Raw genomic sequence first — 6125 nt, forward strand, 5'->3', positions numbered from 1 at the left:
CAGCGGGCCCACCATCGCCCCAGATACCGCCAAACCGTAACGTGGGCCAAGCGCAGCGGCCCCACCATCGCACCCAACATCGCCAACCCGTAGGGTGGGCCAAGCGCAGCGGGCCCACCATCGCACCTAAACCACATCGCCGCAGAGCCGCCCAAGCACCCCACCCCGCCCCGCCACCGCCATCCCTCGGGTGCGTCAGGGCCAGGGCAACATCCGCATCGGCCGCGACATCTGGCCGGTGTCCTGCGTCATCCGGACCATGGACTGGCTGATGCCGTTCAGCTGCCCGTTCATCCGCTGGAAGTCCTGCGAGATCGCCATTACATCCGAGCCCAGCCCCACCACCGTGCCATTCAGGCGGTCCATCTCCGTGGGGACCAGATTGATCTCCTCGTAGATGGCCTCCATGTTTCCGGATATTTTCTTCATGTCCTCCACGATCAGGGTCATGTCCCGGCTCACGCTGCGGAACTCCTGGCTCATTGCTTCCGTGTGCCCGTGCATGCCATCCATGCGATCCGTGATCAGCGCCAGGCTCTGCGTGAGCGTCAGCAGCAGCACCATCAGACCGACGCCGAGCAGGATCATGCCGATCGTGGACCAGCGCACGATCTGCGCAGTTCTTCGAGCCAGCCGCTGGCCCTCCGCGTACTGCAGACGCGCCCCCTCCTTGAACTGCCCGATCGCGTCCTGAAGGGAATCCATTACACGCTCGTCCATTACTGAGACCTCGATACCGCGTTAGCCCTCTCGGGGACGGCCCTCCCGGGCACAGCCGTCCCGGTCCCGGGGAAACGTCCGGCCCCGGGGACGGCGCCGGGGACAGATTTATAGATCTGTCCCCGTCCTTCTTCCGCCGCCGCCTCCAGCACTTCGTCTCCCACCTTGTCATTCCGGCCCCGGAGACCCTTCGCCCCGATATCGCCGGTGATCAGGCGTATCCCGCGACCAAAGGTCAGGTAGGACCAGAACCAGTTGGCGGCAACCACCAGCCGGTTGCGAAAGCCGATCAGGAAGTAGATGTGAGCGCCTCCCCACAGCCACCAGCCGGGATAGCCGGACACCGTGACCCGCCCAAAGTCGCAGATCGCCGAATGCCGGCCGATCGTCGCCAGCTGACCCATATCGCGATAGCGGAACGGTGCTCCCAGGGGCCTTCCGCGAGCATGGCGGGCGATCGCGCGCGCCACGTAAAGCCCCATCTGCTTGGCTGCCGGGGCGAGCCCGGGCGTGACCTTGCCGGCCGTACTCTGGTGGCTGGCCACGTCGCCGATCACGTAGACACGCGGATCGCCTTCCAGGCGCAGAAACGGGTCTACCGGCACCCGGCCCGACCGGTCGGTCTCGACGCCCAGCCACTTTCCCGCGTCCGAGGCCTTCACGCCCGCGCTCCAGACGACCGTGCGCGTGTTGATCCTGCGTTCACCCAGACTCACGCTGTGCTGATCAATCCCGTCCACGCGGCAGTTCATCACCAGTTCGACGCCGATCTTCGTCAACGCGCGGGCCGCCTTACGGGACAGCCGTTCGGGAAACATGCGCAAAAGCCGGTCGTTGGCATCCACCAGCACCACCCGGGTTCCCTCGGGCCTGATGTGGCGGAAGTCCCGGGCCAGCGTGTAGCGCGCGAGTTCCGCAAGGGCACCCGCCATCTCGACGCCCGTGGGTCCGCCGCCCACCACCACGAAGGTCATCAGTGCGTCACGCTCGTCCGGATCCTCCTCCATTTCGGCCAGCTCGAAGGCCATCAGGATCCTGCGGCGCAGTTCCGTTGCGTCCTCGATGCGCTTGAGACCGGGCGCCGCCTCCCGCCAGTGGTCGTTCCCGAAGTAATTGTGAGTGGCGCCGGTCGCGACAATGAGGTGATCGTAGCCGACGCGCCGGCCGCGTTCGGTCAACACCTCCCGCGCCTGGCGGTCGACGCCCGCGATCGAGTCCAGCAGCACGCTGCAGTTCGGGAACCGGCCGACGATGCCGCGGATCGGTGCCGCGATGTCGGCCGGCGACAATGCGGCGGTGGCTACCTGGTAGAGTAACGGCTGGAACAGGTGGTAGTTGTGACGGTCCACGACCACCACGTCGACCGGATGACGTGCCAGTGCGAGCGCGGCGCTCAGACCGGCGAAGCCCGCGCCCAGTATCACCACCCGCGGTCTGCCCTCGTCCTGCTGTGCGGTGTCGCCATTCATGTCGTTCTCCAGTGAATCGTTCGCCAGCGGAGCACCAGGGGAAGCGCCGGTCATGGTGCCTCCCCCGCGTCCCCGGCCGGTGGTGACAGCGCGCCGCATGACGCGCTGGTCGCGGTGCCGTCGAAGCCCAGGCGCTGGAGACAGCCGGGGTCCCGGACCAGCTGGCGCGCGACCAGATAGCCGGCGACGCTCCAGGTCTGCCACTTGCGCGCCTGCTGGCCGACCAGGCGGCCGCGCCGACCGTCGTAGTATTCCGGCCACTCGTCGCGGACCAGACGCGATTCCACCGAGTGCAGCGCCGACTCCAGAAGATCCATTGCACCGGTGCGCACGCAGACGCCGGCCAGCAGCCACAGCAGCACCGGCCAGTTGCCTCCGTTGTGGTAGGACCAGGCCCGGTTCTTCGGGTCCATGCCGGTCAGGACGGCCCAGTCCTGACCCTCCAGCGCGGGGAAGCTGAGCTTCAGCGGCACCTCGCCCACGAGGTCGTCGTACCGCTCGCGCAGCAACCGGACCACGGCCGCGGACTGCGGCTCCGTGGCGAGACCGGTAAGGACCGCGAGCAGGTTGCCCTGGGCGAAGTAGCGGTAATCCATCCGCGCGGGCCCGAGGTTGCCCGCGAAATACCCGGCCGCCTCCGGCAGCCAGTCCGTGAGCCACGGCGGGATGGTCTCGGGATAGATGTTGAACTGGTTGACCGCGGTCTTCCCGTATTCCTCCACCCCGTACCGGTACATGCGGTTGATCTGTTCGAGGTCGAGCCAGTAGTAGGTGCGGATGTGATAGGCGAGATGCTCCTGCCGCGTCCGCGCGGCGTCGATGTAGCGGCCATTTTCCGAGGAATCCACCAGCAGGCCGTGGGCCGCCTGCAGCGCGGAAAAGAACTGCGCCTGCACGTCGATCGGATACCCGTACACCCCCATTCGCCGGTCGATCATGAAGGAGCCGTCCGGCACCAGCATGGTCGGGAACATGTCGAAGCGGGTAGTGAGGCAGAGATCCAGCACCATGCGGATCGCCGCCTGCACGTCATCGCGCTCGGCCAGTGCCCGGTCGCCGGTAGTCCGCACGTAGGCGCGCAGCACCATCAGCCACCAGAAACCCGAATCGACCGGCGGTACACGTGCGATCGCGTGCTCGCCGAAATCCGCCACCAGGCGGTCCTCGCCCCCGACGGCGGCCACCTTGAAGCTCGCCGGCATCAGGCCCTCGCCGGGCTTGAAGCAGTCGAATTCGCGCTCGGTGCGCTGCAATCGCACCATCTGCAGCAGGAAGTTGGCGACGATCTCCGATCGCCCGGCGAGCAGGTACGCGAAGGCCGAGACGGCGAAGTCCCGGGTGAAGACCTGGTCGTAGTTGATCTCCTGCACGATGGTATCGCGCGCGGCGACTGTCCCCACAGCACGGCCATCGAGATGGATTACCGCTGCATCCAGAAGTCGCCACGCGTTGTCGTAGACCGTTTGTGTCATCGCCCCATGCATCCTCGGCACGCCGGCACCGTTCCTGCCGAAACGACCACCGGCGGCCCCGTCCAGGCATGCCCGCCAGCACCGGGCCGGCTGCACGAATGCCCCGGGAACGACCACGTACCCAGGGGACCCGAGTCCAGTCAATCATCCCGAGGCCCCGCAGACCCTACGTAGGAACGCCTAACGATCCTCCCGACACGCCCGGCCCGAAGGACGAAAGGCCCCCTCCCCTGCCTGCGGGCCAGGGCCGGAGCGCGGTACTGGGAGGCGCGGCTGGGGAGGCACGACGAAGGGAGCCCGCTGCACCCGGGCGGCCGCAACGGCGAGCGAAGCGAATAATCCGGGAAGCCCCTGACAAGACTGCGCGTCACGGATCGCGACGTCCCGTGGCACCCCGCTCGCGGCCGACGGCTCCGCTCCTAGCGATCACCGATTCATCAGCACCCGTTAGGGGTTACTGCGTAGGGTTCCACCGCTCGCGCAGTGCTTTACTCCTGCTCAGGTCGTCAAGAACCGCGGCAGTGGCTCACCGCCCGGGAAGACGGCCATCAGGTACACGAAGGCGTTCGCACGAGGTGACTCGACGCGACCGGTCATGCCGGCAGACAGTCGATGCAGGATGTTGCAGCCGGCACCCAATGTTGGCGCGACCCCGTCACCGAACGGCTTCATCAGTGAGCAAACGGCAGGAGGGTCTGAAGATGCTGGATATGAATGTTTCGCGCCGGTGGGTCTTGCGCGGCGCTGCCGGTCTTGGCGGCATGGCCATCGTCGGATGCACCAGCACCCGGCAGCGGACACTCGCCGCGGATCCCCGTTTCCCGGTTATGGATGAGCAACGATATGCGCCACTGACGCTCGATGTGTATGCCGGCGACCTGAAGCAGACCAACGTGGGGCTCGACGGCATTCCCAAGGTCGAGGGCCCGGATTTCACCAGCGCGAGCGAGGCCAGCGAATGGCTCGATGACGGTGACATCGTCTTCGGCTTCGTCCACGAGGGCGATGTGCGGGCCTATCCACAACGGATCCTTGTCTGGCACGAGGTCGTGAACGACGAGGTCGGGGGACTGCCGGTGGCCATCACCTATTGCCCGATGGTCGGAGACATCCTCGCCATCGAGCGCGGCTCCGAGGTGTTCCAGGTCTCCGGCAAGCTCGTGAACAGCAATCTCACGGTGGCGGACTCCTCCAGCCTGTCCTATTTCCCGCAGATGCTCGGAGTGGGCGTCGAGGGGGCACACTACGGTCGTGCCTTCGTCGAACGGCCGATTGTCTGGACCACCTGGGGCCAGTGGCGGGCCCTGCACCCGGAGACACGGGTGATGGCACGGCCCACCGAGTTCGGGCGCGATTACAACCGCGACCCCTACGGCAGCTACAACCCGGTCTCCGGCTACTATGCGGAGAACGAGCCCCCGATGTTCCCGCCGCTGAACAGCGATGACCGCGCCGCGCCGAAGGCGATCTTCGTCGGTGCACGGACAACCGACCAGGCGGTCGCCTTCAGCCTGGACCGCCTGCGGCAGGAGGGGCGCCTGCAGGCCGACGCGGGGGGCCAGACCTTCACCGCGCTCTACGACCCGGCACTGGATATCGGTTATGTCTACCGCGGCAGCATGTCCCGCACACCGAGCCTGTCCGGCGGCTTTCCGGACCGCATCGCCAGTGGCGCGATCGACGGGACCGAGCCTGTAAACGGCTTCCCGGCCAACTGGTTCGCCTGGGCGGGCTACTATCCGGACGTCGTCGCGGTCATGTGAGCCGAGCGGCGCGACCACAAGGTCGCGCCGCCGGGACGGAACCGCCCACGGGAGGCTGACCTCCCGGGCAACATCACCAAGCAAGTCCCCCCCAGGTACTCGTAGGAGCGGCTTCCAGCCGCGATCCAGCGGTCCCCTTGAGGCAGCCACCAGCCGCGATGCCGCGCTGCGTTAAGCGACTGGGACCATCGCGGCCGGAGGCCGCTCCCACGCCTTCCCCCACGGGGTGGGCGATTCCAAGGCCTCCCCACGGCGCGTTCGCGCGCAGGCTGGCCCCGCAGGGACCGGGCCAAGCACCGCGGGAGGCCAGCCCCTTGGGCGACATTCCCGGGCCTGAATCGATCACACAACGCCGTCGGACCGACACAGCTCGTCCGGCGACCGCCACGGCGAGTTCTTCAGCCTCATCGGAAACCGGCCCAACCACGGCACCTCCCCATACTCGAACACCCCATCAACCGGAACCGGCACCGCGACCTTCACGCGGGCCATGGCGGACCTCTGCCGCGTTGGAACCCCTTTTTGGAACCAAAAACATGCCGTCAAGCCCCGAAATGTCCAGTAAAATCGGCCCATCTCCTGGCGAAAACAAACAGTTGGCCTGGTCCGACCCCGAGGGCCGAGCGCGTGAACAAACCGACTGATGGATCAGGCCCCGAGGAGCCTGCGGGCCAGCACCGACTGCATGTCCCGCCGACCAT

General features: G+C 67.0%; 4 protein-coding genes. 1 reads left to right on the forward strand and 3 read right to left on the reverse strand.

Annotated features, from left to right (window positions below):
• Positions 1-195: 195 nt before the first annotated feature.
• From ACESMN_RS03570 to ACESMN_RS03580, 3 genes are read right to left on the reverse strand one after another with little or no spacing between them, the layout of a single operon-like run.
• Positions 196-720 carry a hypothetical protein gene (locus ACESMN_RS03570; protein WP_373052211.1) on the reverse strand — a complete coding sequence of 175 codons (525 nt, stop codon included), beginning with the start codon at positions 718-720 and terminating at the stop codon, positions 196-198.
• Entirely contained in the window at positions 720-2243 is a 1524-nt protein-coding gene (locus tag ACESMN_RS03575) for an NAD(P)/FAD-dependent oxidoreductase (RefSeq protein WP_373052212.1), read from the reverse strand. The genes ACESMN_RS03570 and ACESMN_RS03575 overlap by 1 nt, the downstream gene beginning before the upstream one ends.
• Positions 2240-3661 carry a glycoside hydrolase 100 family protein gene (locus tag ACESMN_RS03580; protein WP_373052213.1) on the reverse strand — a complete coding sequence of 474 codons (1422 nt, stop codon included), beginning with the start codon at positions 3659-3661 and terminating at the stop codon, positions 2240-2242. Before ACESMN_RS03580 ends, ACESMN_RS03575 begins: the two co-directional genes overlap by 4 nt.
• Before the next feature lie 701 nt (positions 3662-4362).
• Between ACESMN_RS03580 and ACESMN_RS03585 the strand changes: the two genes are divergently transcribed.
• Complete coding sequence (locus tag ACESMN_RS03585; protein WP_373052214.1) at positions 4363-5424, forward strand: DUF3179 domain-containing protein; 1062 nt, start codon at positions 4363-4365, stop codon at positions 5422-5424.
• The last annotated feature ends 701 nt before the right edge of the window (positions 5425-6125 follow it).

The sequence above is a fragment of the Thioalkalivibrio sp. genome (assembly GCF_041690275.1).
Classification (GTDB): Bacteria; Pseudomonadota; Gammaproteobacteria; order Ectothiorhodospirales; family Ectothiorhodospiraceae; genus Thioalkalivibrio.